Source organism: Streptomyces sp. PA03-3a (genome assembly GCF_033792735.1).
Classification (GTDB): domain Bacteria; phylum Actinomycetota; class Actinomycetes; order Streptomycetales; family Streptomycetaceae; genus Actinacidiphila.
On the sequence record NZ_JARAVM010000032.1, the window covers coordinates 70,203 to 96,299 of the forward strand.

The following is a 26,097-nucleotide window of genomic DNA, read 5'->3' on the forward strand; positions in this document are numbered from 1 at the left end:
CCGCACCCCAGAGGTGCGGGCCGGGGCCTTCGTCGTGCGGGGCCGTACGGAGGGACCTCAGCCGCTCCAGCAGCGGGTCACCCGGCCGCCCTCCACGGTGAAGTTGAGCCGGCCCACCCGGTACTCCATGGTGATGACGGCGCCCGGCGGCAGGGCGCGCACCGTGCTCCAGCCGTGCTCGGTGGCCCGGCGTTCGGCCTCGTCGGCGGAGAGCCCGACGTAGCTGTCCGGTTCGTCCTGCGGTTGCCGTGCGGCGGTCGGATCGGTTGCCATGTGAGCAACGGTAGGCGCACACGAGCCGTGACGGAAGGCGCGGCCGACTTGATCGTCACACTTCTGTCACAGAATCCCGGACAGGGTTTGGCGTGCACCGTTCACTCTTTGGGGGCGACTTTTTCCATCGCCCGCCGAATTCACGAACACGACGGGCGAAAACCAGCCGGGCCGGTCGCGCCGGAATTCCGGAAAACGGCCCACACACATCCCTCACATCACGTCCCCAGTGTCGACAGCTCTTCGTCCGTCAGCAGCCGGGACCGAATCAGAAACCGGTTGCCCGTCGGCGCTTCCAGCGAGAAGCCGCTGCCGCGTCCCGGCACCACGTCTATCGTCAGATGTGTGTGGCTCCAGTAGGCGAACTGGTCGCGCGACATCCACACCGGCACCGGGTCGACGCCCAGGACGTCGAGGTCGCCGAGGTGCACGTCGGAGTCCCCGGTGAGGAACTCCCCCAGCGGATAGCACATGGGCGAGCTGCCGTCGCAGCAGCCGCCGGACTGGTGGAACATCAACGGGCCGTGCTGGTCGGCGAGACGCCGCAGCAGGCCCGCGGCCTCCTCGGTGACGGCGACCCGGCCGGCCCTCGGTGCGGTTGAGGTCATGGGGTCAGAGTGCCCCCGCCGAGCGCCGCCCGCCAGACCCCCCGAGGACATGCCGGCGGGCGGATCCCACCGTCGACTCCGCCTCGCGTTCCGACAGTCCCGTGCTGACGGCGGCTCCGACCATCTCCTCGGCCACCCTGTCCCCGTGCCCGTTCTCGAACGCACGGCAGGCGGCCCAGAAGAGCCGCTCGTTGCGCTCCCCCACGGACGAGCCGAGCACGAAGCGGATCAGCGGCCCGGCCGTGCTCCCGCCCGCCGCCGGGCCCGCCGCGGCGCGCACGGCCCGGCGCTGCGGGGTCGTCAGGAGCAGCCGCAGCAGCCGCTTGGGCACGGCGGCCGGCGGCATCGAGGCCGTCGGCGGGTCCCAGCGGTAGAGGCCGGCCGTGGTGACCGAACCCGGTCCCACGAGATAGCCGCCGCTGCCGCGCACGTCGATCCCGTTGCCGAGCCGGCGCACGGAGTTGGGCACGACCGCCTCCGCCGGGCCGCGCAGCCACAGGTGCCGGCCGCCGCTCGGAGTGATCACCGTGCGCGTCCACGGCACGGCGAAACCCCACCGGGCGGCCAGGTCCACCAGGTCGGTCACGCCGTCGACGCCGTCCTTGCGGTCCAGGTCGAGGCCGATCAGATAGTGCGGCGAGCGCCCGCACGCGATCCCGTACCCGGCGGCCCAGGGGGCCGCCGCGAACAGCTCGGCTATCCGGGCGGGCTCGGTGGCGGCGTCGTGCACACCGTGGCCGAGCCGTCCGCACTGGCCGCGGCACATCCCGCGTCCGGTCTCCCCCCGGTGCGGTGAACGGACCGCCGGGAGCTTGGTCCGCGACAGGGGGATGACGGGGAAGCCGCGCCGCGCGGCGGCGAGCGCGCACTCCAGCGCGCGGTCGTGGTCCGGATGCGTCACGGGGTGCCCCCTCGATGCGCTACGGCATGGCCCCTTTATCGTACTTTCGTTCGACCGTCTGCTCAATGCCGCGCCGAGCAGCCCGAACGGGCTCTTGGCCCGCCCGGTACCCAGTGCCTGACGCACCCTCACGCAGGTGTTCCCGCAGGGCCGGCCACCCCCATGGTGACGGCTCCGGCCCCGCCCGTCGACGACGCGTCACGGCCGTCCCGTCCCGGTCCGTCACATGATGGGCCGTCTGCCCGAGACTGTACGGAGGACCGACCGCCGGCAGGATCTACCGAGGGAGCGCACGGATGGTGACGGACGCGGCGCGGGCCACGGCCGGGCGGACGGCGGCACCCCGGCGGCCCGGGCGGCTGATGGTGGACTGGCTGACCACCACCGACCACAAGAAGATCGGCCACCTCTACCTGATCACGTCCTTCGGCTTCTTCCTCGCCGCCGGGTTCATGGCGCTGCTGATGCGCGCCGAGCTCGCCCGCCCCGGTCTGCAGCTGATGACGAACGACCAGTTCAACCAGTTGTTCACGATGCACGGCACGATCATGCTGCTGCTCTTCGCCACCCCGACCTTCGCCGGGTTCGCGAACGAGATCATGCCGCTGCAGATCGGCTCGCCCGACGTCGCATTCCCGCGGCTGAACATGCTGTCGTACTGGCTGTTCCTCTTCGGCGGGCTCATCGTGCTGGGCAGCTTCCTGACGCCGACCGGCGGCGCCTCCTTCGGCTGGTTCGCCTACGCACCGCTGAACAGCCTGACCCGTTCCCCCGGGATCGGCGCCGACATGTGGATCATGGGGCTGGCGCTGGCGGGCTTCGGCACCATCCTGGGAGCGGTCAACTTCGTCACCACCATCGTGGGGATGCGGGGGCCGGGCATGACCATGTTCCGGATGCCGATCTTCACCTGGAACGTGCTCTTCACCTCGGTCCTGGTGCTGATGGCCTTCCCGGTGCTGGCGGCGACGCTGCTGGTGCTGGAGGCGGACCGGCGCTTCGGCTCGGTGGTCTTCGAGCCGGAAGCCGGCGGGGCGCTGCTGTGGCAGCACCTGTTCTGGTTCTTCGGCCACCCCGAGGTGTACATCATCGCGCTGCCGTTCTTCGGCATCATCACCGAGATCATCCCGGTGTTCTCGCGCAAGCCGGTCTTCGGCTACACGACGCTGGTCGGCGCGACGATGGCCATCACCGGGCTGTCGATGGTGGTGTGGGCGCACCACATGTTCGTCACCGGCGCCGTGCTGCTGCCGTTCTTCTCGCTGCTGTCGTTCCTGATCGCGGTGCCGACCGGGGTGAAGTTCTTCAACTGGATCGGCACGATGCTGCACGGCTCGCTGTCCTTCGAGACACCGATGCTGTGGGCCGTCGGCTTCCTGGTGAGCTTCCTGTTCGGCGGCCTCACCGGGGTGATCCTCGCCTCGCCCCCGCTCGACTTCCAGGTCAGCGACTCGTACTTCGTGGTGGCCCACTTCCACTACGTGGTGTTCGGGACGGTGGTCTTCGCGATGTTCGCCGGCTTCCACTTCTGGTGGCCGAAGTTCACCGGGAAGATGCTCGACGAGCGGCTGGGGAGGATCCACTTCTGGACGCTCTTCGTCGGTTTCCACACCACCTTCCTCGTCCAGCACTGGCTGGGCGTGGAGGGCATGCCCCGGCGGTACGCGGACTACCTGGCGGCGGACGGCTTCACCGTGCTCAACACGGTCTCGACGATCGGGGCGTTCCTGCTGGGCCTGTCCACCCTGCCGTTCCTCTGCAACGTGTGGCGCACCGCCCGGCACGGCAGGCGGGTGGAGGCCGACGACCCCTGGGGCTACGGCCGTTCCCTCGAATGGGCGACCTCCTGCCCGCCGCCGCGGCACAACTTCACGGCGCTGCCGAGGATCCGCTCCGAGTCCCCCGCCTTCGACCTGCACCACCCGGAGGTCGCCGCCCTCGACCAGGCTCGGTCCACGGGGCGCCGTGATGTCGTCGAGCCCGGTGCCGGCGGCCACGACTGACCGCGACAAAACGGGGGCGGCACGACGTCGTACCGCCCCCGCAGCTTCCTGCCCTAGCCCGCCTTCTGCCCGCGCGCCGGGGATCCGGCCTTGCCGCCGCCTCCGCGGAGCCTCGCCCGCACCTTGTTCCGCAGCCTCTTGCGTAGCCTGCGGGCCCGCCGCTTGGCCGCCCGGGCGATGTCCTTGCCCGCGTACGCGGCGCCCACACCCAGGCCGCCGACGTGGCGTCCGGCCGCGCGCAGCCGGCCCGTGGCGCCCGCCCGGCGGGCGATGAGCTCCTCCAGCAGGGCCTCGCAGGCGTCGGCGATCTTCGCGGGGTCGTACTGGGCGCCCTTCTCCAGGGCCGCCTCGCCCATCCGGTGGCGCAGTTCGTCGTCGTTGATCAACCGGAGCATCGCCGCGGCCAGCGCGTCCACGTCCCGCGGGGGCACCAGCAGGCCGTCCACCCCGTCGCTGATGATCTCGCCGGGACCGAGCGGGCAGTCGGTACTGACCACCGGCAGGCCCACCCGCATCGCCTCGACGATGGTCATGCCGAAGGACTCCATGCTGGAGGAAACCGCGAGCATCGACCCCTTGGCCATCTCCGGCTCGATCGGCGAGGCGGTGCCCATCATGGTCACCCGGTCGCCGATGTCCAGGCGCGCGATGAGCCGCTCCAGCTTCTCCTGCTGCGCACCCGAGCCGTACAGCCGCAGGCCCCAGTCCGGCCGCTCCGCCGCGACCTTGACGAAGGCCTTGATGAGGTCTCCGTAACGTTTCACCGGGGCCAGCCGGCCGGCCGCGACGACGTACTTGGCGTCCAGGGTGCTGGGGGCGACGCCCGGGTCGGGCACGCTGTTCGGCAGGGTGACCACCCGCACCCCGGGCAGCCGCAGCCTGCGCCGGTAGGCGGCGGCGTCGGCCTCGGTGGTCGTGGTGACCGCGTCCAGCCGGGGGTACAGGCGGCGCAGCGTGAGGAGGAGCTGTACGGAGTGGGTCTCCAGCGTCAGATGCTCCTGCGCGATCCGGACCATGTGGCGCGGGGCCTGCAGGGCGATGTGAACGTTCAGCCCGGGACGCGTGCCGATGACGACGTCGGCGTCGAGCGACGTCAGATGGGCCTCGATCCTCCGGTCGCTGAGCACGCTGTACTGCTCATAGCGGTTCTCGCCCTTGGGGAAGACCGACGAGGGCGTCCTGTACAGCGGGTCCTTCAGATCGCAGGTGTCGCTGTCCGGGCGCAGGTCCACCAGGTGGCGCAGGCCGACACGCGGGTCGAGGGTGAAGGTGGGTTCCTCACGGTGGCGGAAAACGGAGACGATCTCGACCTCGTGCCGCTCGGCCAGGGCTCCCGCCAGGTTGAAAGTCGTGCGGATGGTGCCACCGACTCCGTACGCGTTCTGGATCAGTATGGAAATGCGCATGCGTCCCTGCGTTCTCCTGCTTCCCACGGACCGGTGTCCGTCCTGGTGCTGGCAAGACCGCCCTCGAGGCCCACAGGTTGCCCCCGTTCACCTTCCTGTTTCCTCGTTGTATCCCCGCCGTGATGTCCATGTGAGGTCCCGGGGCATCCTCCCCGGATCCCGTGCCATCAGGGACGGAGCCCCGTCGCGGCGCGGAGCGGCGATCGCGGCCCCCCACTGCATTCCCCGGACGGCCCGGCCGCCCGGGCCCCCGTTCAGGGTGTCACCCCACCGGGCTACGCGCGGAGGGCCCACCGGGTGACGGAGGGAAGTGGACGCGGGCGCCAGGCGGCGGGCAGACCGGGCGGCGGGCGGGCCGGGCGGCCGGGGAGCGGTCAGGGGAGGGGCGCGTCGGCGGCGTGCCCGGCGGGCTCACTTCGGCAGGCGCAGCAGTGTCCCTGGGGTGAGTTGCCGGGACGGGTCGGAGCCGATGACGTCCTGGTTGAGCCGGTACAGCTCGGCCGCACCGCCGCTGACGTTGAAGCGCCGGGCCATGGTCTCCAGGGTCTCGCCGGACCGCACGGCGTGCGCCCGGCCGGACAGCCGCAGGCGCTGCGCGCAGGTGGGCCAGGCCTCCCAGCCCTGGTCGCGGAGGATCTCCTCGGCGACGGTCATCTGCTGGTCGGGGGTGGCCCGGTCGGGCCTGGAGGCCATGTCGAGGCCGCCGTGCTCGACCCAGGTGGGCTGGAAGATCTGCAGCCCACCGTAGAAACCGTTGCCGGTGTTGGTCTTCCAGCGGTTGCTGCTCTCGCAGGTCGCCAGCTCCAGCCAGACGGGTGCGTGCCCGTCGGCCTGCGCGACCCCCGGAGCGAGGGCCGCCCACGTGGCGAGCACAGCGAGCGCGGTCACCGCGAGACGGCGGGGACGGAACATGCGGGCCAGGTTAGGCGCGGCGCGGCGGGCGTCGCCGCCCGCCGCGCCGCGCGCGTCTGCGGGCCCACCCGGTCGGAGCACGGCCGCCGGGTGGGCCGGGACGCGCAGTGGCTCAGACCGTCAGCCGCTGCCCCGGAAGGATCAGGTTGGGGTCGGCGCCGATCACGGACCGGTTGACGGCATACAGCTTCTTCCAGGTCGTCCCGTGGGCGGCCGCGATGCCGCTCAGGGTGTCGCCGTCGCGCACGCTGTAGTTGCCGTGCCCCTCCGGCCGGCTCTCGCCGCGGTCGGCGTGGCCGCCGGTGCCGCGCGACTGCTTCGCCGGCGCCGGGGCGGTGTGCCGCTTCGCCTTGGGCGCGGCCGGGGCGGTGCCGCGGCCGGGCGCGCTGCCGTAGGCGCCGGCGCGGGCGGAGCAGGTGGGCCAGGCGCCCCAGCCCTGCGCCCGCTGCACCTTGGTGGCGACGGCGATCTGCTGCTCACGGCTCGCCCGGTCGGCGGTCGCCGCGTAGGCGGTGCCGCCGTAGGCGCGCCAGGTCCCGGCCGAGAACTGGAGTCCTCCGTAGTACCCGTTGCCGGTGTTGATGTGCCAGTTCCCGCCGCTCTCGCAGCCGGCGATGCGGTCCCAGACCCCGTTGTCGGCGGCCTTCGCGGGCCCCGCGGCGGCCATGAGTGCCAGCGGGGTCAGAACGGTGACGCCGGCTACGACTGCGGACCGACGGTACTTGGCTGATACGGCCATGGAATCCCTCTCCACGGACCCGGGGTTCCCCCATGGCGCCGTACCCCTGGTACGGCACCCGACGGACGGGGTCCCCGCGCATCCGGCGCGGTCCCCGCCCCCTTCGCTCGCCGGCCGATGGCGTTCCGATCCCCGGCCGTCCACCGTGCGAGCCCTCCCGGGCGGTGCTCTCTGCACACGGCGGGCAAATCTAGGCAGGGTCGCGCCCCGTCACCAAGCAAATCCTTTACGCTGCAGGCCAGTTGCAGGTTACCGGGAGTAAAGACCTATTTAGGACACCGGATTGATGGTGTTTTTTGCGGCATATCCCTACAGCGCATATGCGCCATGTGACCCGTCTCATAGGCGCGGAGCCTTCCGGGGGTGAAAGGTAGGACGAGGAGTGACCGGCTCCGCACGTCCGATCACGCTCCGCACGCGGGCGCACGAGCACGCGCCAAGAAGGCCGTGACTCCCGCCACAGATCGGCCGTTGTCACTATGTGCCGGGCGAGGCCCGGCAAAGGAGCCCGTAGCCGCACATTTCCAAGGAGGCTTCAGTGCCGCCCATGCTCGACGTCAGCGACGAGGTACGAGCCGAGATCGGCGATGAGGAGGCGGCACGCCTGCTGGCCGGTGACAGCGCGCCCGGCACGTACGACTGCACCTCCTGTCGCACGCCCGGGGACACCTCCACGGAGCGCACCAGCACGGTGCTCTTCGTCGGCGAGGAGACCGCCGTGCTCGCCTTCGCCCATGCGACGTGCATCCCCTCCCAGGTCGTGCCGGTCTCGGAGGAGCAACTGCAGGGCGCCGTGCAGAGCATCGCCGGCGAGGAGACGGCCGGTGCCACGGCGGCGGCCGCGCCGCGGCAGGCGGTGCTCGGCATCACCTGCGGCCTCGTCCTGGTCAAGGACGAGGTGTGCCCGGCCCTGGTCATCGAACCCACCGGGCCCATCGCCCGCCCCGGGGACAACGGTCCGGACGACGACTTCCTGCCGATCCTCATCGAGCAGGGCTTCCTCCCCGTGAACGACCTCTCCACCCCGCCGTCCCCGCTGCCCGGCTGGTCCGTGCTGCTGGCCATGGGCCAGCTGCACGCCATCCTGCAGCCCGGCTCCGCCGGCGCGTGGTGGCAGGCGCACCAGCCGCTCGCGGTGAGCGAGGGCTGGCGCCAGGCCGTCCACAAGTCCAACGAGGTGTACGTGTACGCCGCCCCGCACGGCACCATCGGCCAGCAGCCGCGCGAGGACCTGCTGCGCGACGCCCTCGAGCGCGCCTGCGGGCACGGACTCCTCGTCGCGGCGACGATGCCCCTCTCCGGCACCTGATCCACCGGCTCCGGCCAAAGGCGCGTACGGCCCGCCGTACGCGCCTTTGGCCTATGGCAGTGCATATGCGTGATTCATCCGTACGACCCGCATCCCCGCAGTTGAGCCGCTCGTTGCCACGACGTGCACACCTTTGACGCTTCCTCACGAGCCCAGTACCGAAGCCCCATTCCCCCCATGCGCACCGCGCAGGAGGCGTCCGTGAGTGAGGGCACGCCGATCTACGACGCGCTCTACTCCGAGTACCGCAGGCTCTTCCGCACGCTTCCCGGCGACCGTACCGGCGAGGAGGACCTGCAGTTCAACGGTTTCGCGGACCGCGGCGGCGCCAACTCCCCCTACCGCGTCGCGGGCCGCCATCGCGGCGACCTCCCCGCGCTCCCGCCGGGGCTCGCCGAGAACCGCATGCACGGCGGTCTCTGACCCGCACCGCACGCCCGTACGAAGAACCGCCCGCCCGATCGCCCCGCGGAGGCGACCCGGCGGGCGGCGCCGTGTGCGGCCCCACGAGGAACCGCCCGCCCGGGCCGCCCCCGCAGGGACGACCGGACGGGCGGCTGCACGCCTGCCCTCGCGGGCTACTTCTTGCGTCCGCGCTTCTCGCGGACCCGCACCGACACCTGGATCGGCGTCCCCTCGAACCCGAACTCCTCACGCAGCCGGCGCTCGATGAAGCGGCGGTAGCCGGCCTCCAGGAAGCCGGAGGCGAAGAGCACGAAGCGCGGGGGCTTGGTGCCGGCCTGGGTCCCGAAGAGGATGCGGGGCTGCTTGCCGCCGCGGATCGGGTGGGGGTGGGCGGCGACGAGCTCGCCCAGGAAGGCGTTGAGGCGGCCGGTGGGCACCCGGGTCTCCCAGCCCGCCAGCGCGGTCTCGATGGCCGGGACGAGCTTCTCCATGTGGCGGCCGGTACGGGCGGAGACGTTCACCCGGGGCGCCCACTGGACCTGCACGAGGTCCTTCTCGATCTCGCGCTCGAGGTAGTAGCGCCGCTCCTCGTCCAGCACGTCCCACTTGTTGTAGGCGATGACCAGGGCGCGGCCCGCCTCCACGGCCAGCGAGATGATGCGGGTGTCCTGCTCGGCGAGGGACTCGCCGGCGTCGATCAGCACGACGGCGACCTCCGCCTTCTCCAGGGCGGCCGCGGTGCGCAGCGAGGCGTAGTAGTCCGCGCCCTCCTGGAGGTGGACGCGGCGGCGGATGCCCGCGGTGTCCACGAACTTCCAGGTCTTGCCGCCGAGCTCGATGAGCTCGTCGACGGGGTCGCGGGTCGTGCCGGCCATCTCGTTGACGACCACGCGCTCCTCGCCCGCCACCTTGTTCAGCAGCGAGGACTTGCCGACGTTCGGGCGGCCGATGAGCGCCACCCGGCGGGGGCCGCCGACGGCGTTGCCGAAGGACTGCATCGGCGCCTCGGGGAGCGCCTCCAGCACCGCGTCCAGCAGGTCGCCCGTACCGCGGCCGTGGAGCGACGAGACCGGGTAGGGCTCGCCGAGGCCGAGGTTCCACAGCATGGCGGCGTCCGCCTCGCCCGAGGGGCCGTCGACCTTGTTGGCGCACAGCACGACCGGCTTGCCGGCCCTGCGGAGCAGCTTGACCACGGCCTCGTCGGTGTCCGTGGAGCCGACCTTGGCGTCGACGACGAAGACCACGGCGTCGGCGGCCTCGATCGCGAACTCGGCCTGCGCGGCCACGGACGCGTCGATGCCGAGCACGTCCTGCTCCCAGCCGCCGGTGTCGACGACCTTGAAGCGGCGGCCGTTCCAGTCGGCCTCGTACGTGACGCGGTCACGGGTGACGCCGGGGCGGTCCTCGACGACCGCCTCACGGCGGCCGATGATCCGGTTCACCAGTGTCGACTTGCCGACGTTCGGGCGCCCGACGACCGCGAGGACCGGCAGCGGGCCGTGGCCCGCCGCCGCGAGGTCGCCCGCGACCTCGTCGAGGTCGAATCCCTCCTCGGCGGCGAGCTCCATGAACTCGGCGTAATCGGCGTCGTCGAGCGCGCCGACTTCGCCGTACTCGTTCTCGATGTCCATGAAAGCTTCTCCGTCGATCGTCAAAGGTGCGGGGGCTTGCACGCCCCAGTGTGGGTCAGGCCGGCGCTAGGAGGCGCGGCCCGTGGTACGCCGGGCGTACTCGAGGTGGCCGGTCAGGTGCTTCTGGATGCGCACGGTGGCGGCGTCCAGTGCCGTACGGGTACGGCGCCCGGACCCGTCGCCGGCGTCGAAGGGGTCGCCGAAGACGACGTCGACCCGGCTGCGCACCGGCGGCAGGCCGCGGATCAGCCGCCCCGGCCGGGACGTGCCGAGGACCGCGACCGGCACTATCGGCGCGCCGGAACGCACCGCGAAGTAGGCCAGGCCCGCCCGCAGGTCGGCGAAGTCGCCCTCGCCCCGGGTGCCCTCGGGGAAGATCCCGAGGACCCCGCCCCGCTCCAGCACGCCGAGCGCGCTGGTCACCGCGGTGCGGTCGGTGCTGTGGCGGTCCACCGGGAGCTGGCCGATCCCGCGCAGGAACGGGTCCAGCGGCCCGATGAAGGCCTCCTTCTTGATCAGGAAGTGCACCGGGCGCGGGCAGGTGCCCATGAGCACCGGCCCGTCCACGTAGTGCGAGTGGTTCACGGCCAGGATCACCGGCCCCGTGGCGGGCAGGCGCCAGCCGCCGAGCACCCGGGGGCGCCAGAGGCTGTTGATGATCCCGATGCCGAGGCGGCGGCCGACCGCCACCCCCCTCGGGCCCGGAACCGCGGATGCGTCCCTCACGAAGCGACCCGCTTCTCCTCGATCAGGGTGACGACGCACTCGATGACCTGGTCGAGGGTGAGCTCGCTGGTGTCGACCTCTATGGCGTCGTCCGCCTTCGCCAGCGGGGAGGTCTTGCGGCCGGAGTCGGCCGCGTCACGCCGCACCAGGGCCTCGCGGGTCGCCGCGAGGTCGACCTGGGCACTGCCGGCGGCCTTCAGCTCGCCGCCGCGGCGGGCGGCGCGGGCCTCCGCGGAGGCGGTGAGGAAGATCTTGACGGTGGCGTCGGGCAGCACGGTGGTGCCGATGTCCCGGCCTTCGACGACGATGCCGCCCGGCGCGCCGGCGGCCGCGTCGCGCTGCAGCCCGACCAGACGGGTGCGCACCTCCGGCACCGCGCTGACGGCGCTGACGGCAGCGGTGACCTCCTGCGTACGGATCGGGCCGGAGGCGTCCACGCCGTCCACCGTGATCGTGGGCGCCGCCGGGTCGGCCCCGGAGACGATCACCGGCTTCTCGGCGGCGGTCGCCACGGCGGCCGCGTCATGCACGTCGACGCCGTTGCTCAGCATCCACCAGGTCATCGCCCGGTACTGCGCTCCGGTGTCCAGGTAGCTCAGGCCGAGCTTGGCCGCGACCGCCTTCGAAGTGCTGGACTTGCCAGTGCCCGAGGGGCCGTCGATCGCGACGATCACCGGATTCGACACAGTCGGGGGACCTTCCTTGTGCGTGGAGCAGGTACACGGCTGGCGCAATGCCATCCCCACAAGGTTACCGGCCCACCCATTCGGCTCCGTACCGCAGATTCCCCGGCCCCCGCCGCACCCACCGCGCCGGACTCCGCCCGCCGGCCCGCTCAGGCGCGCAGCGACCAGCCGCGCTCCCGCAGCGCCGCCGACAACCGCGCCGCCGCGGCCGGCTCCACCATCAACTGGACCAGGCCCGCCTGCTGCCCCGTCGAATGCTCGATCCGCACGTCCTCGATGTTGACCCCCGCCATACCCGCCTCCGCGAACAGCCTCGCGAGCTCCCCGGGCTGGTCGCCGATGAGGACGGCGACGACGTCGTACGCCTTGGGGGCGGAGCCGTGCTTGCCGGGGACCTTGGCCCGGCCGGCGTTGCCCCGGCGCAGCAGGTCCTCGATGCCGGCGGCGCCGTCCCGGCGCTTGGCGTCGTCCGCGGACTGCAGGGCCCGCAGGGACTCGACGGTCTCCGTCAGCTCGGCGGCGAGGTCGGCCAGGACGTCGGCGACCGGACCGGGGTTGGCGGAGAGGATGTCGATCCACATGCCGGGCTGGGAGCCGGCGACCCGGGTGACGTCGCGGATGCCCTGGCCGCACAGGCGCACCGCGCTGTCCTCGGCGTGCTGCAGGCGCGCCGCGACCATGCTGGAGACGAGCTGCGGGGTGTGCGAGACGAGGGCGACGGCACGGTCGTGCGCCTCGGCGTCCATGACGACCGGGACGGCGCGGCAGAGCGCGACCAGTTCCAGGGCGAGGTTGAGCACCTCGGTCTCGGTGACCGGGGTCGGGGTGAGCACCCAGGGGCGGCCCTCGAAGAGGTCGGCGGTCGCGGCCAGCGGGCCCGAGCGCTCGCGGCCGGACATGGGGTGGGTGCCGACGTACGAGGTCAGGTCGCAGCCGAGCGCCTCCAGGTCGCGGCGCGGCCCGGACTTCACACTGGCGACGTCCAGATAGCCGCGGGCGAGCCCGCGCCGCTGGGCGTCGGCGACGGTGGCGGCGACGTGGGCCGGCGGAACGGCGACGATCGCGAGGTCGACCGTGCCGGACGGGGGCTCGTCGGTGCCCGCGCCCAGCGCGGCGGCCGTGCGCACCATGGAGGGGTCGTGGTCCTCCAGATGGACCTCGACGCCGCGCGAGGCGAGCGCGAGGGCGGCGGAGGTGCCGATCAGGCCGGTGCCGATGACCAGGGCGGTCCTCACTGGGCGATGTCCTTGCGGAGGGCGGCCGCTGCGCCGAGGTAGACGTGGGAGATCTCGCCCTTGGACAGGTCCGACTCCACGTGGGCGAGGATCCGCACGACCCGGGGCATGGCGCCGGCGATGTCGAGTTCCTGCGCGCAGATCAGCGGCACGTCGGTGATGCCGAGCTTGCGCGCGGCGACCGCCGGGAAGTCGCTGTGGAGGTCCGGGGTGGCGGTGAACCAGACGCTGATCAGGTCGTCCACCGCGATGCCGTTGCGTTCCAGGATGGCGGTGAGCAGCTCGGCGACCTGCCCGTGCATGTGCTCCGCCTCGTCCCGCTCCAGCTGGACGGCTCCGCGGACCGCTCGTACCGCCACGTCATCGCTCCCTGTGTTGCTGCGCGCACGTACCTGGTCAGCGTAGTCGCGGTGGACGGGGAGCGGCGGACACGCCCGCCCTGCGAGACGCGGGAGGTGCTGCGGTACACCATGAAGCATGATCTTCCACCTGGTTCCGCTGGACGACTGGCTGCGCGACCCGGATCGTCCGTACGCGCCCTCGTCGCTCGCCGAGGACGGGTTCGTGCACTGCGCGCCCGACGAGGCGGTGGCACTCGCCGTCGCCGACGCCTTCTACCGGAGCACCCCGGGCCCGCTGATGGTGCTGCTGATCGACGAGGAGGCCCTGGAGGCCCGTGTGCTGTGGGAGGACGCCGATCCGGTGCCGCCGCCGGGGGTACCGCAGGAGACGCGCTTCCCGCACGTGTACGGGCGCGTCAACCGCAGCGCGGTGGTCGGGATGCTGGAGGTGCAGCGGGACCCGGAGGGTCGCGCGGTGGCGCTGGCGGTGTGGTCGTAAGCGCCGCTTTGTCCCGACACGCCCCTGGACGCCGGGGCGGCCGTCCGGTTCGATGGTGACCTGACCGTGCGGCCTCGGGGGAGACGGACAATGCAGCGTTCCGGACCGCTCCACACGCTCCTCGCGGGGCTGGCACTCGCCCTGATCATGCTCTCGCTCAACGCGACGACGGAACCGCCGGCGGCGGACGCGAAGGGGGGCGCCCCGCCGTCCCCGGCGGCCCCCACCTCGGCTCCCCCGGCGCCCGCGTCGCCCGCCCCCTCCCGCACGGCGACGACCACCGCCCCTCGCCCCGACGCGGACTACGCGGGCCGCACGGGCGACGGCGCGGCCGGCGTCGCGATCGCGCTGCGCGAGGACGGCAAGGCCGTCGCGTACGTCTGCGACGGGCGCGCCAAGGAGGCCTGGCTGCGCGGCGACGTCGGGGACGACGGCGGCATGCGCCTGACAGGCGACCGCGGCGCCCTGCTGGAGGGCACCCTGGAGGGCGGGCGCGTCACCGGCGAGGTGCGGCTGACGGGGCTGGAGCAGCCCTTCACGGCGCGGCACGCGGTCAAGCCGTCGGGTCTGTACCGGGCGGCCGCCGCGGTACGCGGCGCGCGGGTCGTCGGCGGCTGGATCGTGCTGCCGAACGGCAAGCAGGTGGGGATCGTCTCGCGCGACGGCGAACCGTCGGCCGCCCCCGCCATCGACCCCGCCACCGGTGCCGTGACCGTCGACGGCGCGCAGCTCACCGCACGGCCGATCCCCTGACCGTCCGCCGCAGGCAGGAGCAGGAGCGCCCCATGAACGTGGACCCGAACGCCGCCACCACCTCCTTCCCGGCACCGCCGCCCCGCCCCGGGCCGCGGGCGGCCGTGTTCCTCGTCCCCGCGCTGGCCGCCGCAGCGGTCGCCGTCGCCCTCGGCGCGTACGGCAGGGTGCACGACCCGGCCGGCACCGCCTTCAACCTCGCCGGCTTCTCCAGCACCGGCGCGGTCAAGTCCTGGCTCGCCACGGCCGCCTTCGCCTTCGCCCTGGTGCAGATCGCCTCGGCGCTGGTGATGTACGGCAGGGTGCCGGGCGTCCGCGCCCCCTCCTGGACCGGCGGGCTGCACCGCTGGTCGGGCCGCCTCGCCTTCCTGCTGAGCGTGCCGGTCGCCGTGCACTGCCTGTATGCGTTGGGCTATCAGACGTACAGCAGTCGCGTCTTGTGGCACTCGCTGCTCGGGTGCTTCTTTTTCGGGACATTCACGGCAAAGATGCTGCTGCTGCGGGCCGAGCGACTGCCGGACCGGCTGCTGCCGCTCGTCGGCGGGCTGGTCTTCACGGCGTTGACGGTGCTGTGGCTCACGTCAGCGTTGTGGTTCTTCCGAACGGTCGGGGTGACGACATGAAGCGACGCATGGTGCTGCTGTCCACGGCGGCGCTCGCGGGAGCGGGATGCAGCAAGTACGGCGACGAGGGCGCGCCGCAGGCAGCGGCGACCTCGGCGCCACCGGCCTCGGAGCCCGCCTCCGCGCCGGCCGCGGCGTCGGCTACGACGTCGCCGCCCTCGCAGGGCGAGGTGCTGGTGAAGGCCGCCGACGTGCCGGTGGGCGGCGGCACGGTGATCACGGACAAGAAGGTCGTGGTGACCCAGCCCAAGGCGGGCGAGTTCAAGGCCTTCTCCGCCGTCTGCACCCACGAGGGCTGCCTCGTGAACACCGTCTCCGACGGCACCATCAACTGCCCCTGCCACGGCAGCAAGTTCCGCATCACCGACGCCTCGGTGGTCGCCGGACCGGCCCCGAGGCCGCTCCCCGCCGAGGCGATCACCGAAAAAGACGGCGAGATCCTCCTCACCTAGCCCGTACGATCCCGGTCCATGCGCGACCACGACCTCGTACGCCGTCACACCGTCTACGCCTGTGTGATGGGCTCGCGCGCCTTCGGGCTGGCCACGGACGGCAGCGACACCGACCGCCGCGGGGTGTACGTCGCGCCCACCCCGCTCTTCTGGCGCTTCGTCAAGCCGCCCCGGCACGTGGACGGCCCGGGGCACGAGCAGTTCTCCTGGGAACTGGAGCGGTTCTGCGAGCTCGCCCTGCGCGCCAACCCCAACATCCTGGAGTGCCTCCACTCCCCGCTCGTCGAGCACGTGGACGACACCGGGAAGGAACTCCTCGCCCTGCGCGGCGCCTTCCTGTCCCGGCACGTCCACGAGAGCTTCGCGCGCTACGCCACCGGCCAGCTGCGGAAGCTGGAGGCCGACGTCCGCACGCACGGCGCGCCGCGCTGGAAGCACGCCATGCACCTGCTGCGCCTGCTGATCAGCTCCCGCGACCTGCTCCGCACCGGCGAACTGCGCATCGAGGTCGGCGACCACCGCGAGCGGCTGCTGGCGGTGAAGCGGGGCGAGGCCGGCTGGGCGGAGACGGAGTCCTGGATGAACCGGCTGCGTGAGGAGGCCGACGCCGCCGCCCCGCGCAGCCCCCTCCCGGACGAGCCGGACCGGGCCCGCGTCGAGGACTTCCTGTTCCGGGTCCGGCGGGCGTCAGCCGCCGTCGCCGTCCCAGAGGGCACCGAGGGCGAGTAGTTCGTCGCGGTGTTCGAGCCGCTCCACCCAGGCGTCCGGCCAGGCGGCCAGGCCGTGGTGCGCGCCGGCGAAGGCACCCGCGAGGCAGGCGATGGAGTCGGAGTCCCCGGAGGAGCACGCCGCCCGGCGGACCGCGGTGACGGGCTCGTCCGGGAAGAGCAGGAAGCACAGCAGGCCGGTCGCCAGCGCCTCCTCGGCGATCCATCCGGCTCCGGTGGCCAGGCACGGGTCGGCGTCCCGGTCGGGGGCCGCGAGCGCCGCGTCGAGGCGGTCGAGCACCCCGAGGCACTCGTCCCAGCCACGGCGGACGAAGGACACCGGGCCGTGGTCGTGGGCACGCAGCCACAGGTCCCCGAGCCACCACTCGTGGTACGTGTCGCGCTGCTCCGCCGCGTAGCCGCGCAGCAGGCCGGTCAGTTCCCCCGGGGCCGCGCCCTGGGCGAGCAGGTGGACGGCGTGCGCGGTGAGGTCGGAGGCCGCGAGCGCCGTGGGGTGGCCGTGGGTGAGCGCCGACTGCAGCTGCGCCGCCCCCGCCCGCTCGTCGGGGCGCAGCCCGGGGACGAGGCCGACCGGAGCGACCCGCATGTTCGCGCCGCAGCCCTTGGAGCCGGTCTGGCTGGCCTCCTGCCAGGGCCGGTCCGGGTGGTCCAGCTTCTCGCAGGCGACCAGGCAGGTGCGGCCGGGGGCGCGGTTGTTGTCGGGCGAGTGGTACCAGGCGACGTACTCCTCGCGCACCGGGCGGGCGAGCCGGGACGGCGTGAGGGGGCCGCGCTCCATCGCGGTGAGCAGCCCGCGCGCGAGGGCGAGGGTCATCTGCGTGTCGTCGGTGACGAAGGCCGGGCGGGGCAGTTCCATCTCGCGCCACGGGCCGCACTTGGCGAGGATCGACGGGATGTCGTTGAACTCCGTGGGGAAACCGAGCGCGTCACCGATCGCCAGGCCCGCCATCGCCCCCGAGGCCGCGCGGCGCCCGGTCACGGCGGGGCTCACGCGGCGGCCACCCGGGTGCGGACGACCAGGTCGTGGAGGGCGTCGTAGGCCGTCGGCTCGCCGGGCAGCCGGGTGTCCCGCTGCGCGTCGTCCAGGATCTCGTGGAGGGCCTCGACGTCGGCGCGGACGCGGCGCGGGTCGAGGTCCATGGCGAGGCCGTGCTCGGCGACCGCCTTCTCGTGGATGAGTTCGCGGACGTACCCAGGGGCGGTGACGTGCTCCAGCAGAGTCGGCAGGTGCGCCTCGACGGTGCCGGCGCGCATCAGGTGGATGCCGGTCAGCAGCACCCTGAAGGTGTAGAGCAGCGGCTTGAGTTCGCCGGTCTTCTCGTACAGCTCCCACTGCGTCCGGGCGAAGCCCCGGTAGTGGTGGGCGTGGTGGCCGGTGATGACGCCGGGCGCCAGGTCGACGAGTTGGGCGTGGACGCCACTGGTGTGCACCACGAGCGGGGACAGCAGCTGCTCCAGGACGTAGCCGTTGCGCCGCAGCATGAGCCGGGCGAACTTCAGCAGGTCGTGGGTGACCAGGTCGAGCTCGAGGCCGTCCTGCTCCCACATGCGGGTCTGGGTCTCCTCGCCCTCCCGCAGCCCGATCAGGTCGCCCAGCGGGAGGAGGTGGACGCCGCGCAGGTCCACGTCCGAGTCACGGGACGGGAAGCCGTACAGGTGCGCACCGGAGACGGTGGCGAACAGCAACGGCTGTCCCTGCTGGGCGAGGGCCGGGGTGAGTTCGGGCAGCCCGGCTCCGCGCAGATGTTCGGCGTGGATGGTCATTGCGCCATCCTTCCCGGAACGGCGCCCTCCGGGAAAGTCCTTATCCGTCGGCAGGCCGCTCGGGACGCCCTTCGCGGAGCCGGCCGGGAAGCCGGTCCGGTACGCGCGACGCGTACCGGACCGTACCGGCGGGGACCGGACGGCTCAGAGGTCGACCTCGCGCATGAGCATGCCCACCTCGGTGTTGGTGAGCCGCCGCAGCCAGCCCGACTTCTGGTCGCCGAGCGCGATCGGGCCGAAGCTGGTGCGGACCAGCTTGTCGACCGGGAAGCCCGCCTCGGCCAGCATGCGCCGCACGATGTGCTTGCGGCCCTCGTGCAGGGTGACCTCGACCAGGTAGTTCTTGCCCGTCTGCTGCACGACGCGGAAGCTGTCGGCGCGGGCGTAGCCGTCCTCGAGCTGGATGCCGTTCTTCAGCTGCTTGCCGATGTCGCGCGGCAGCACACCGTTGATCGCGGCGAGGTAGGTCTTCTGCACGCCGTAGCGGGGGTGCGTGAGACGGTGGGCCAGCTCGCCGTGGTTGGTGAGCAGGATGATGCCCTCGGTCTCGGTGTCCAGCCGCCCCACGTGGAAGAGCCGGGTCTCGCGGTTGGTGACGTAGTCGCCGAGGCACTGGCGGCCCTCGGGGTCCTCCATCGTGGAGACGACGCCGGCGGGCTTGTTCAGGGCGAAGAACAGGTACGACTGCGTGGCGACGGTCAGGCCGTCGACGCGCACCTCGTCCTTGTCGGGGTCCACACGCAGGCCCTGCTCGGTGACGATCTTGCCGTTCACCTCGACACGGCGCTGCTCGATCAGCTCCTCGCAGGCGCGGCGCGAGCCCATGCCCGCCCGGGCCAGTACCTTCTGCAGGCGCTCGCCCTCCTGCTCGGCCCCGGGGAAGGTCTTGGGCAGGTTCAGCTTGGGCTTGCTGTGCCGCTCCCGGTTGCGCTCCTCGATCTGGGCGTCCAGCTCGCGGGGGCGCGCCGGGGCGGACTTGCGGGGCTTGCCGGACGCGCCGCCCGGCTTGCCGCCGGTGCCGCGCCTGGCGCCTCCGCCCGCTCCGCCCGCTCCGCCGGAGCCGCCGCCGACGTCGTAGCGGCGCTCCTCCGGACGGGGCCGGCCCGCGCGCTTCTGCTGGTCGTCGCGCTGTCCCCCGGTCCTCGACCGGGAGCCGCCCCCATCGGCACCCCGGGAATTCCGGTTGCCGCCACTGTTCCTGCCGCTGCCGCTACTGCTTCGCATCAACTATCCGTCGTCGAGTCCGGGTCGAATGAGGGGACGCCCTCCAGGGAGTCCGCCTCGACGGCGTCCGCCTCCGGGAGGAACGGGGCGAGCTCGGGCAGCTCGTCCAGGCCGCGCAGGCCCATCCGCTCCAGGAAGTAGTTCGTCGTCCTGTACAGGATCGCACCTGTCTCGGCTTCCGTCCCACACTCTTCCACCAGACCCCGCTGGAGAAGGGTGCGCATCACGCCGTCGCAGTTGACTCCGCGGACCGCGGAGACCCGGGACCGGCTGACCGGCTGCCGGTACGCGACGACCGCCAGGGTCTCCAGTGCGGCCTGCGTGAGCCGGGCCTGCTGGCCGTCCAGGACGAACTTCTCGACGGCCGGGGCGTAGGCGGGCCGGGTGTAGAAACGCCAGCCGCCCGCGATCAGGCGCAGGTCGAAGCCGCGGCCCTGGGCGGCGTACTCCTGCGCCAGGTCGTGGAGGGCGGTGGCGATCTCCCGGCGCGGGCGCTCCAGCACCTTCGACAGGGTCTCCTCGGTGACGGGCTCGTCCACGACCATCAGGACGGCCTCCAGGGCGGGGCGCAGCTCCAGCTCCGCCACGGAGAGCAGCCCCGCGGGCGCGCCCTCCGCCGCCGGCGAGGTCCCCCCGACCGCCTCGGACGCCTCGGATGCCACCTCGGTCACTCCGGTCACCTCCGTCACGTCAGCCATCCTTCCTGCCCTTCCCGTCCTTCCCGGCGGCGGGCACCTGGTCGAATTCGTCGGTGACCAGCGGCTGCTCCGGCGCCTCGTCGCCGCCCGTCCACCGGACCTGGAGCGTACCGAGGGCCTCCTCCTGGTCGAGCGCGACCGCCTTCTCCCGGTACAGCTCCAGCAGGGCCAGGAAGCGTGCCACGACCGTCAGGGTGTCGGGGGCGTCGAAGGTGAGCTCCAGGAAGCTCGCCTCGCCGCGTTCGCGCAGCATCGCGACGACGTGCTCGGCCTGCTCGCGGACGCTCACCAGCGGCGCGTGGATGTGGTCCACGTACACCTGGGGCTTGGGCTTCGGCTGCATCGCCTTGACGGCGAGCTGCGCGAAGCGCTCCGGCCCGATGCTCAGCACCACCTCGGGCAGCAGTTCCGCGTGCTGCGGCTCCAGCCCCACGGTGCGGGGGTGGTGCAGCGCCTCGGCCTCCAGGCGCTCGGCGAAGATCGCGGCGATCTGCTTGTAGGCGCGGTACTGGAGCAGGCGGGCGAAGAGCAGGTCCCGGGCCTCCAGCAGGGCGAGGTCCTCCTCGTCCTCCACCTCTGCGGCGGGCAGCAGGCGCGCGGCCTTCAGGTCCAGCAGCGTGGCCGCGACGACCAGGAACTCCGTGGTCTGGTCCAGGTCCCAGTCCGGTCCCATGGCGCGGATGTGGGCCATGAACTCGTCCGTCACCTTGGACAGCGCGACCTCGGTGACGTCCAGCTTGTGCTTGGAGATCAGCTGCAGCAGCAGGTCGAAGGGGCCTTCGAAGTTCGCCAGCCGGACGGTGAACCGGCCGTCGTTCGCGGCGGCGTCCTCGCCGCCCGGCTCACCGGCGGGCCCCGGCTCAGGCACGGGAGCGGGCCCGTCGTCCACCGCCTGCGGTGCGGGCGGCGGGTCCGCGACGAGCGGATGCCCCTCGGGCTCCGGGGCGGCCTCCGCCTCGGCTTCGACGGCGGCAGGTGGCGGCGGCACCGCGGGCGGCGCGGTGTGGCCGAACTCACCGGCCGCGTCGCTCGCACCCGGCCCGTCCGCGCCCTCCTCGGCCGCGGCCGGGGGCGGCGCGGGGTTCGCGCCGGGGCCGCGGCCGAGGAGGCGGCGGGAGCGCTGCGGGCTTGCGGTGTCGTCGGGGGGCATGGGGGTCCAGATGGTGCTGACGGGGCCGTACGGAGGACGGCACCGTATCGCGCGGAGCGCGTCAGCGGCCGCGCAGGCGGCGTACGAGGATGCTCGCGTCGCCGCGCGACTCGAGGTCGGCCAGGACCACCGCGACCGCCTCGCGGACGATCCGCCCGCGGTCCACGGCGAGCCCGTGCTCCCCGCGCAGGACGAGGCGGGCGTGCTCGAGGTCCATGAGCTCCTCGGCGGAGACGTAGACGGTGATCTTCTCGTCGTGGCGCTCGCGCCCGCTGGGCCGCCTGGGGGCCCGTCCGGACTTGCGCCGGGGCTGCGGGGGCTGCGGCGGCTGCGGGGCCGCCTGGGGGCCCGCGGAGCCCGTTGCGGGGGCCTGCAGGCCGCGCCGCACGGGCGGACCGGGCGGACCCGCCTGTTCGGGGACGGAGCGGGCCGCGGGGGACGGCGAGGCGCCGGGGTCGGCGCCGGTGTCCCGTCCGCCGTGCTCGGCCGCCTCCGAGGGCGCCGCGGAATCACGGACGGGCGCCTCCTCCGGCGCAGGCTCCTCGGCGGGGGCCGGCACCGGCCGCAGCGGGCGTTCGCCGGGGGCGCCGGGGTCGGTGCCCAGGCCGCCGCCCGGGCCTGCGTCGGGAGTTTCGCCGTTGGCGTGCTGCCGCGGCGTCGAGGGCTGGAGCCCCCGCCCCCCTGTCGTACGGAACAGTTCGTCGGCCCCCGGGAGACTCACTCGGCGTGACACCGGGCGAGCACCTCCCTGGCGAGCTGGCGATAGGCGGCGGCACCCACCGAGTTGGAGGCGTAGGTGGTGATCGGCTCACCGGCGACCGTGGTCTCCGGGAAGCGGACGGTCCGTCCGATGACGGTGTGGAAGACGTGGTCGTCGAAGGCCTCGACGACACGCGCCAGCACCTCGCGGCTGTGCACGGTGCGCGAGTCGTACATCGTGGCGAGGATGCCGTCCAGCTCCAGCTCGGGGTTGAGCCGTTCCCTGACCTTCTCGATGGTCTCGGTCAGCAGGGCGACCCCGCGCAGCGCGAAGAACTCGCACTCCAGCGGCACTATCACCTGGTGCGCGGCCGTCAGGGCGTTGACGGTCAGCAGGCCGAGCGACGGCTGGCAGTCGATGATGACGTAGTCGTAGTCGGGCAGCAGCGGTTTCAACGCCCGCTGCAGCGAGGACTCGCGGGCCACCTCGCTGACCAACTGGACTTCCGCGGCCGACAGGTCGATGTTGCTGGGAAGCAGGTCCATGCCGGGCACCGCGGTCTTCAGCAGCACCTCGTCGGCCGAGAGCCCGCGCTCCATCAGCAAGTTGTAGACCGTGACGTCCAGTTCCATCGGGTTGACGCCGAGGCCGACCGAGAGGGCGCCCTGCGGGTCGAAGTCGACCAGGAGGACGCGGCGGCCGTACTCGGCGAGCGCGGCACCCAGGTTGATGGTGGACGTCGTCTTGCCGACGCCGCCCTTCTGGTTGCACATCGCGATGATCTTCGCCGGGCCGTGGTCCGTCAGCGGGCCGGGGATGGGGAAGTACGGCAACGGGCGGCCGGTGGGACCGACGCGCTCGCGGCGCTGGCGCGCCGCGTCGGGCGCGAGGGTGGCCGCGTACTCGGGGTCGGGTTCGTACTCCGCGTCGGGGTCGTAGAACTGACCGTCCTGCAGCTCTTCTTCGTATTGCGCCATGGGGTTCGCGTAACGCGTCTCGTTGTCTGTGCCGGCCCTGCGTGCCTCGAAGGTCCGGACGGCCACGGAGGCCACCGGTCCGAGTCGTGCGGAACCGTCGGTCTGCACGGTCATTCCTGGCTGACCACCCCCGGGAGCAAATGTCGACTCATTCACAAGTCGTCTTACCTCCTTGGTGACCAGGAAACTTCTCAATAGGTCAGCGTTGCAGCATGCCGACGGTTGGCGACTCTATGGCGTGTCGGTGGTTCACAGCAACACAATCCACCGGACACGGCACGATGTGTCGGCAACCGAACGTCTCGCTGTCAAGGGTGTAACGACGGCGCCGGGGATGTTTCGCGGGGGGACGAATCGGCAAAACAGTATGGTTCCACGCGAACGGCCGGGTCTTGGGACTCAAGACCCGGCCGTGCGTACCGGATTGGCGACAAGTTGACGCCGACGCGGAAAATCGATCAATCGATGAGGCGGCCGTCAGCCCAGAACGGTGGCGAGGTCCACCGTGTCCAGGCCGTGCGCCTCGGCGACCGGGCCGTAGACGACCTGGCCCTCGTGGGTGTTGAGGCCCTTGGCGAGCGCGGCGTCACGGCGCAGCGCCTCGCGCCAGCCGCGGTTGGCCAGTTCGACGATGTAGGGCAGCGTCGCGTTGGTCAGCGCGTAGGTGGAGGTGTTCGGCACCGCGCCCGGCATGTTGGCGACGCAGTAGAAGACCGAGTCGTGCACCGCGAAGGTCGGGTCGGCGTGCGTCGTGGGACGGGAGTCCTCGAAGCAGCCGCCCTGGTCGATGGCGATGTCGACGAGCACCGAGCCCGGCTTCATCCGGGAGACCAGCTCGTTGGTGACGAGCTTGGGGGCCTTGGCACCCGGGATCAGGACCGCGCCGATGACGAGGTCGGCGTCGAGGACCGCCTTCTCCAGCTCGAAGGCGTTGGAGACGATGGTCTGCACCCTGGTGCCGAAGATCTTGTCGGCCTCGCGCAGCTTGTTGATGTCCCGGTCGAGCAGCGTGACGTGGAAGCCCATGCCGACGGCGATCTGCGCGGCGTTCCAGCCGGAGACACCGCCACCGATGACGACGGCCTTGGCCGGGGCCACGCCCGGCACGCCGCCGGGGAGCACGCCGCGACCGCCGGCCGAGCGCATCAGGTGGTACGCGCCGACCTGCGGGGCGAGCCGGCCGGCCACCTCGGACATCGGGGCGAGCAGCGGCAGCTGGCGGTTGGCGAGCTCGACGGTCTCGTACGCGATCGCGGTGGTGCCGGACTCCAGCAGCGCGTCGGTGCACTCGCGGGACGCGGCCAGGTGCAGGTAGGTGAAGAGGGTCTGGCCCTTGCGGAGCCGGTGGTACTCCTCCGCGATCGGCTCCTTGACCTTCAGCACCAGGTCGGCGACGCCCCACACCTCGTCGGCGGTGGGGAGGATGGTCGCACCGGCGGAGACGTACTCGTCGTTCGGGATGGACGAGCCGAGGCCGGCGTCCTGCTCGACGAACACCTCGTGGCCGCCTCGGACGAGCTCGTGCACGCCGGCGGGGGTGATGGCCACGCGGAACTCGTTGTTCTTGACCTCGCGGGGGATGCCGACCTTCACGTCGATCACGGTCCTGTTCACGGGAGTGGAGGGTTTTGGCAGGTCTCCGGACATGTCACCCGATCACGGGGTACGTCGGACCTGACCGCGATGCTCTGCGGTGTGACCAAGTGTAGTGAAGGAAGAGTCACTGTCCAGCCTTACAAAGTGACTACTTTCAGCGAAGGTATTGGCAGTTTCGTAGGTACAGCCCGCTTACGGCGCGATCTGAGGGCCCCCGGTGGGCTCTTGGCCCCGGAAACAGGGGCCCTCAGCCCTCCTCGGGCTGCGGAATCTCGTCGGCCGGCAGCAGCCGGCGTGCCGCGGCCCGCTGCAACCGGGCTCCCGCCGGGTCCCCCAGTCGGTCCAGGGTGTCGGCCATGCGCAGCAGCACCGCGCCCTCCAGGCGCCGCTCCTTCGCCTGCCGGGCCCAGTACAGGGCGTCGCGGCAGGTCCGCAGGGCGTCCTCCGGATGCCCCGCGTACTCCTGGACCCGCGCGACCTCGCTGAGCGCGCGGGCCTGCGCGGGGAGGTCCTTCAGCCGGCGGTGCGCGGCGGCCGCGGCACGCCACTCGCGCAGCGCGGGGCCGTAGCGTCCGGCATAGGTGAACAGGGCGCCGAGCCGGGAGTGCAGCCGCGCCTGGTGGACCAGCTCGCCACGGGCCTGCCGCAGGGCCAGCGCCCTGCCGTACCAGTCGGAGGCCCGCTGCGGGTCGTCCAGCTCCAGGTACGTCCCGGCGATGGCCTCCAGCGCGCGGCCCTCGGCGTCCCCGTCGTAGGCCTCCCGGGAGGCGACCAGCGCGGCCCGGTAGCGGTCGAGGGCGTCCAGCGGCCGGGCCGCCTCGACGTCCAGGTCGCCGATGTTCAGCAGGGCCGCCGCCTTCTCACGGTGCAGTCCGCGCCGCTCGGCGACGTCCAGCACCAGGTGGTGGAGCCGGTAGCGCTCGGGCGCCGTCGCACCGCCGTCCGGATCCGCGGCCAGGGCCCGCACGAGCGCGGCCATCAGGCGGCGGGCCAGGGTGTCCAGTTCGCCGTCCGCGACCGCCAGCCGCGCGGCGGCCAGCAGGACCGGCAGTCGCACCCGCAGCCACCCGGCCGCGACCGGACGGCTGGGGAAGCGCAGCGACTTGGGCAGCCCGTCGGGTTCCGTCTCGCCCTCCAGGCACATCCGGCACGCGTGCAGCAGCCGTACCGTGCGCTCCAGCATCCGGGCGCGGGCGAGCTGCGCCTCGGACGGCTTCTCCGTGCTCTCCAGCAGCGCCCGCAGCGGCGGGGTCAGCCAGCCCGGCACACGGTACTGGGCTGGCAGGTCGCCGGCCGCCGGCTCGGGGTGCAGCAGCCCGCAGGCGGCCAGGTCCGCGAGCGTCGCCTGCGCGGCCTCGACCGAGCAGCCGCCCAGCGCGGAGGCGGTCTGCGCGTCGGTCAGACCGGAGGGGGCGAGCGCGAGCAGCCGCAGCATGCGGGCCACCGCGGGCGAGAGCGCCCCGTACACGAAGCGGAAGGCGCGCAGCAGCTCCGGGGCGGGCGTGGCGCGCGGGGTCGGCGGTGGGGTGCCGCACCCCTTCTCCTTCGCCTCCCCGGAGGCGTCCGGGCCGCCGGCCGCCTTCGCGGCCGGGTCGGCGACGGCGCCCGCCCGGCGCAGCACCCGTGCCTGCCCGTCGCTGGCGGCCAGACCGCGCAGCGCCTCCGGCAGCGGGCCGCTGCCCGTGCGGTGCCCGACGTCGGCGCGCAGCATGCCGTTGCCCCGGGTGGCCGCGCCGCCGCCGGAGACCCGCCCCACCG

General features: G+C 72.8%; 28 protein-coding genes. 8 read left to right on the forward strand and 20 right to left on the reverse strand.

Annotated features, from left to right (window positions below; all coding sequences use genetic code 11):
- Positions 1 to 57: 57 nt before the first annotated feature.
- The 3 genes from PV342_RS31590 to PV342_RS31600 all read right to left on the reverse strand — a co-directional run bounded on the left by PV342_RS31590 (position 58) and on the right by PV342_RS31600 (position 1,782).
- A complete protein-coding gene (locus tag PV342_RS31590; protein WP_018558934.1) occupies positions 58 to 273 on the reverse strand; it encodes an I78 family peptidase inhibitor in 216 nt (71 codons plus the stop codon).
- A gap of 218 nt (positions 274 to 491) precedes the next feature.
- The gene (locus tag PV342_RS31595) at positions 492 to 881 is read right to left on the reverse strand and encodes a DUF779 domain-containing protein (RefSeq protein ID WP_386995361.1); all 390 of its coding nucleotides are present in this window, start codon (positions 879 to 881) and stop codon (positions 492 to 494) included.
- A 4-nt stretch (positions 882 to 885) separates the two neighbouring features.
- Positions 886 to 1,782: a bifunctional DNA primase/polymerase gene (locus PV342_RS31600; protein ID WP_391579492.1), complete on the reverse strand. Its 897-nt coding sequence runs from the start codon at positions 1,780 to 1,782 to the stop codon at positions 886 to 888.
- Between the two features lie 296 nt (positions 1,783 to 2,078).
- Between PV342_RS31600 and ctaD the strand changes: the two genes are divergently transcribed.
- Positions 2,079 to 3,785: an aa3-type cytochrome oxidase subunit I gene (gene ctaD / locus PV342_RS31605; RefSeq protein WP_400806666.1), complete on the forward strand. Its 1,707-nt coding sequence runs from the start codon at positions 2,079 to 2,081 to the stop codon at positions 3,783 to 3,785.
- 53 nt (positions 3,786 to 3,838) lie between these two features.
- On the opposite strand, the gene PV342_RS31610 is transcribed toward ctaD, so the two are convergent.
- The 3 genes from PV342_RS31610 to PV342_RS31620 all read right to left on the reverse strand — a co-directional run bounded on the left by PV342_RS31610 (position 3,839) and on the right by PV342_RS31620 (position 6,842).
- Positions 3,839 to 5,191: a glycosyltransferase family 4 protein gene (locus tag PV342_RS31610; protein ID WP_400806663.1), complete on the reverse strand. Its 1,353-nt coding sequence runs from the start codon at positions 5,189 to 5,191 to the stop codon at positions 3,839 to 3,841.
- A 411-nt stretch (positions 5,192 to 5,602) separates the two neighbouring features.
- Positions 5,603 to 6,103: a transglycosylase family protein gene (locus tag PV342_RS31615; protein ID WP_391579495.1), complete on the reverse strand. Its 501-nt coding sequence runs from the start codon at positions 6,101 to 6,103 to the stop codon at positions 5,603 to 5,605.
- A gap of 112 nt (positions 6,104 to 6,215) precedes the next feature.
- Positions 6,216 to 6,842 carry a LysM peptidoglycan-binding domain-containing protein gene (locus PV342_RS31620; protein WP_500319639.1) on the reverse strand — a complete coding sequence of 209 codons (627 nt, stop codon included), beginning with the start codon at positions 6,840 to 6,842 and terminating at the stop codon, positions 6,216 to 6,218.
- 538 nt (positions 6,843 to 7,380) lie between these two features.
- On the opposite strand from PV342_RS31620, the gene PV342_RS31625 reads away from it, so the two are divergent.
- Positions 7,381 to 8,151 (forward strand): DUF8842 C-terminal domain-containing protein, encoded by a 771-nt coding sequence (locus PV342_RS31625; RefSeq protein WP_026250977.1) that lies wholly within the window; start codon positions 7,381 to 7,383, stop codon positions 8,149 to 8,151.
- A 201-nt stretch (positions 8,152 to 8,352) separates the two neighbouring features.
- Positions 8,353 to 8,574, forward strand: coding sequence for a hypothetical protein (locus tag PV342_RS31630; protein WP_326577239.1), 222 nt, complete (start codon positions 8,353 to 8,355; stop codon positions 8,572 to 8,574).
- Positions 8,575 to 8,729: 155 nt separating this feature from the next.
- On the opposite strand, the gene der is transcribed toward PV342_RS31630, so the two are convergent.
- The 5 genes from der to aroH all read right to left on the reverse strand — a co-directional run bounded on the left by der (position 8,730) and on the right by aroH (position 13,193).
- Positions 8,730 to 10,187 (reverse strand): ribosome biogenesis GTPase Der, encoded by a 1,458-nt coding sequence (gene der, locus PV342_RS31635; protein WP_361010200.1) that lies wholly within the window; start codon positions 10,185 to 10,187, stop codon positions 8,730 to 8,732.
- Positions 10,188 to 10,253: 66 nt separating this feature from the next.
- Entirely contained in the window at positions 10,254 to 10,913 is a 660-nt protein-coding gene (locus tag PV342_RS31640) for a lysophospholipid acyltransferase family protein (protein WP_500319640.1), read from the reverse strand.
- Positions 10,910 to 11,653 carry a (d)CMP kinase gene (gene cmk, locus PV342_RS31645; protein ID WP_400806656.1) on the reverse strand — a complete coding sequence of 248 codons (744 nt, stop codon included), beginning with the start codon at positions 11,651 to 11,653 and terminating at the stop codon, positions 10,910 to 10,912. The genes PV342_RS31640 and cmk overlap by 4 nt, the downstream gene beginning before the upstream one ends.
- A 95-nt stretch (positions 11,654 to 11,748) precedes the next feature.
- On the reverse strand, positions 11,749 to 12,834 hold the full coding sequence (locus tag PV342_RS31650; RefSeq protein WP_500319641.1) for a prephenate dehydrogenase: 1,086 nt from the start codon (positions 12,832 to 12,834) through the stop codon (positions 11,749 to 11,751).
- Complete coding sequence (aroH, locus tag PV342_RS31655; RefSeq protein WP_018558921.1) at positions 12,831 to 13,193, reverse strand: chorismate mutase; 363 nt, start codon at positions 13,191 to 13,193, stop codon at positions 12,831 to 12,833. The genes PV342_RS31650 and aroH overlap by 4 nt, the downstream gene beginning before the upstream one ends.
- A 118-nt stretch (positions 13,194 to 13,311) precedes the next feature.
- On the opposite strand from aroH, the gene PV342_RS31660 reads away from it, so the two are divergent.
- The 5 genes from PV342_RS31660 (at position 13,312) to PV342_RS31680 (ending at position 16,231) form a co-directional block, all read left to right on the forward strand.
- The gene (locus PV342_RS31660) at positions 13,312 to 13,674 is read left to right on the forward strand and encodes a DUF952 domain-containing protein (protein ID WP_400806650.1); all 363 of its coding nucleotides are present in this window, start codon (positions 13,312 to 13,314) and stop codon (positions 13,672 to 13,674) included.
- 90 nt (positions 13,675 to 13,764) lie between these two features.
- Positions 13,765 to 14,427, forward strand: a complete 663-nt coding sequence (locus PV342_RS31665; protein WP_500319643.1) for a hypothetical protein — start codon at positions 13,765 to 13,767, stop codon at positions 14,425 to 14,427.
- Positions 14,428 to 14,459: 32 nt separating this feature from the next.
- The gene (locus PV342_RS31670; RefSeq protein ID WP_329188654.1) at positions 14,460 to 15,050 is read left to right on the forward strand and encodes a DUF6529 family protein; all 591 of its coding nucleotides are present in this window, start codon (positions 14,460 to 14,462) and stop codon (positions 15,048 to 15,050) included.
- A complete protein-coding gene (locus tag PV342_RS31675; RefSeq protein WP_400806644.1) occupies positions 15,047 to 15,502 on the forward strand; it encodes a Rieske (2Fe-2S) protein in 456 nt (151 codons plus the stop codon). Before PV342_RS31670 ends, PV342_RS31675 begins: the two co-directional genes overlap by 4 nt.
- 18 nt (positions 15,503 to 15,520) lie before the next feature.
- Positions 15,521 to 16,231: a nucleotidyltransferase domain-containing protein gene (locus PV342_RS31680; RefSeq protein WP_500319645.1), complete on the forward strand. Its 711-nt coding sequence runs from the start codon at positions 15,521 to 15,523 to the stop codon at positions 16,229 to 16,231.
- Here the strand turns inward: PV342_RS31680 and PV342_RS31685 are convergent.
- The 9 genes from PV342_RS31685 to PV342_RS31725 form a co-directional block, all read right to left on the reverse strand.
- A complete protein-coding gene (locus PV342_RS31685) occupies positions 16,190 to 17,179 on the reverse strand; it encodes an ADP-ribosylglycohydrolase family protein (protein WP_500319654.1) in 990 nt (329 codons plus the stop codon). The genes PV342_RS31680 and PV342_RS31685 overlap by 42 nt on opposite strands.
- Positions 17,180 to 17,217: 38 nt before the next feature.
- Positions 17,218 to 17,994: a nucleotidyltransferase domain-containing protein gene (locus PV342_RS31690; RefSeq protein ID WP_500319647.1), complete on the reverse strand. Its 777-nt coding sequence runs from the start codon at positions 17,992 to 17,994 to the stop codon at positions 17,218 to 17,220.
- A gap of 144 nt (positions 17,995 to 18,138) precedes the next feature.
- On the reverse strand, positions 18,139 to 19,218 hold the full coding sequence (locus PV342_RS31695) for a pseudouridine synthase (protein WP_018558913.1): 1,080 nt from the start codon (positions 19,216 to 19,218) through the stop codon (positions 18,139 to 18,141).
- On the reverse strand, positions 19,218 to 19,916 hold the full coding sequence (gene scpB / locus PV342_RS31700) for an SMC-Scp complex subunit ScpB (protein WP_400806637.1): 699 nt from the start codon (positions 19,914 to 19,916) through the stop codon (positions 19,218 to 19,220). The genes PV342_RS31695 and scpB overlap by 1 nt, the downstream gene beginning before the upstream one ends.
- Positions 19,909 to 21,066, reverse strand: a complete 1,158-nt coding sequence (locus tag PV342_RS31705; protein WP_500319649.1) for a segregation and condensation protein A — start codon at positions 21,064 to 21,066, stop codon at positions 19,909 to 19,911. Before PV342_RS31705 ends, scpB begins: the two co-directional genes overlap by 8 nt.
- Before the next feature lie 61 nt (positions 21,067 to 21,127).
- A complete protein-coding gene (locus PV342_RS31710; RefSeq protein ID WP_500319650.1) occupies positions 21,128 to 21,799 on the reverse strand; it encodes a hypothetical protein in 672 nt (223 codons plus the stop codon).
- Positions 21,784 to 22,857: a ParA family protein gene (locus PV342_RS31715; RefSeq protein WP_018558909.1), complete on the reverse strand. Its 1,074-nt coding sequence runs from the start codon at positions 22,855 to 22,857 to the stop codon at positions 21,784 to 21,786. The genes PV342_RS31710 and PV342_RS31715 overlap by 16 nt, the downstream gene beginning before the upstream one ends.
- 363 nt (positions 22,858 to 23,220) lie before the next feature.
- Positions 23,221 to 24,336, reverse strand: a complete 1,116-nt coding sequence (gene ald, locus PV342_RS31720; RefSeq protein WP_500319656.1) for an alanine dehydrogenase — start codon at positions 24,334 to 24,336, stop codon at positions 23,221 to 23,223.
- Between the two features lie 250 nt (positions 24,337 to 24,586).
- The coding region (locus tag PV342_RS31725; RefSeq protein ID WP_500319652.1) for a tetratricopeptide repeat protein at positions 24,587 to 26,097 on the reverse strand (1,511 nt) is incomplete at its 5' end.